A 782-nucleotide genomic window follows, 5' to 3' on the forward strand; every position below is an offset into this window, starting at 1 on the left:
AGCCGATGGAGCGAAAGTCGGTTAAAACCGACTAATATTAAATCTGGGTTGAATACAGGACTAGCTTTGTTCTCTTTTAGTCCTCTTTCAGAGGACTTACGCTATGAGACAGGGGTTTTTAACCCCTGTCGGACTCTCAAAATAACAGAAAATACTGGCAATACATTTGAGCTTAATTTAACAATGAACTACAACGTAATTTACGACGGCAATTGCAATCTCTGCGTCACCCTGGTGCAGCTACTAGAAAATCTCGATCGATGCCAGAACTTCGAGTATATTTCCATGCAAGATTTAGAAGGATTAAAGCGGTTTAATATAACTGCTGAGGATTGCGAAATGGGGATGATTTTGATAGATAAGAATCATCCCGAAAAACGCTGGCAAGGTAGCGATGCAGCGGAGGAAATCGGGCGGATATTGCCTGTTGGTGAGGTGTTTGTGGCGGCTTACCGCGCGATTCCGGGGATGAAGTGGATGGGCGATCGCGCGTACGAACAAGTGCGCGATAACCGCTATACTTTGTTTGGCAAGCGATCGACAACTTACAAATCGGCTTATCCAGTGGGCTGTAGGTCGATCGACAATTGCGACACTCAAGACTTAAAATCAGGTTCGTAGTGAGGACTTCAGTCCTCTCCATCTGTGGTTCGCTCGTTCGGAATTCAGTCCTCTCCATCTGTGGAAAATTTAATTCAAGAAGGACTAAAGTCCAAACGATCAAACCTGAGGACTTCAGTCCTCTCCATCTGTGGTTCGCTCGTTCGGAATTCAGTCCTCTC

At 45.4% G+C, this 782-nt stretch carries 1 protein-coding gene; it reads left to right on the forward strand.

The features are described 5' to 3' along the window. Nucleotides 1–183 precede the first annotated feature (183 nt). A complete protein-coding gene (locus QT974_RS06510; RefSeq protein WP_333467715.1) occupies nt 184–621 on the forward strand; it encodes a thiol-disulfide oxidoreductase DCC family protein in 438 nt (145 codons plus the stop codon). The last annotated feature ends 161 nt before the right edge of the window (nt 622–782 follow it).

The organism is Microcoleus sp. BM001215392 (genome assembly GCF_036700185.1).
Lineage (GTDB): Bacteria > Cyanobacteriota > Cyanobacteriia > Cyanobacteriales > Microcoleaceae > Microcoleus.

Bases quoted from the DNA above. Each gene is read 5' to 3' on its own strand.
- QT974_RS06510 (WP_333467715.1), top strand. From the start codon at position 184: ATGAACTACAACGTAATTTACGACGGCAATTGCAATCTCTGCGTCACC.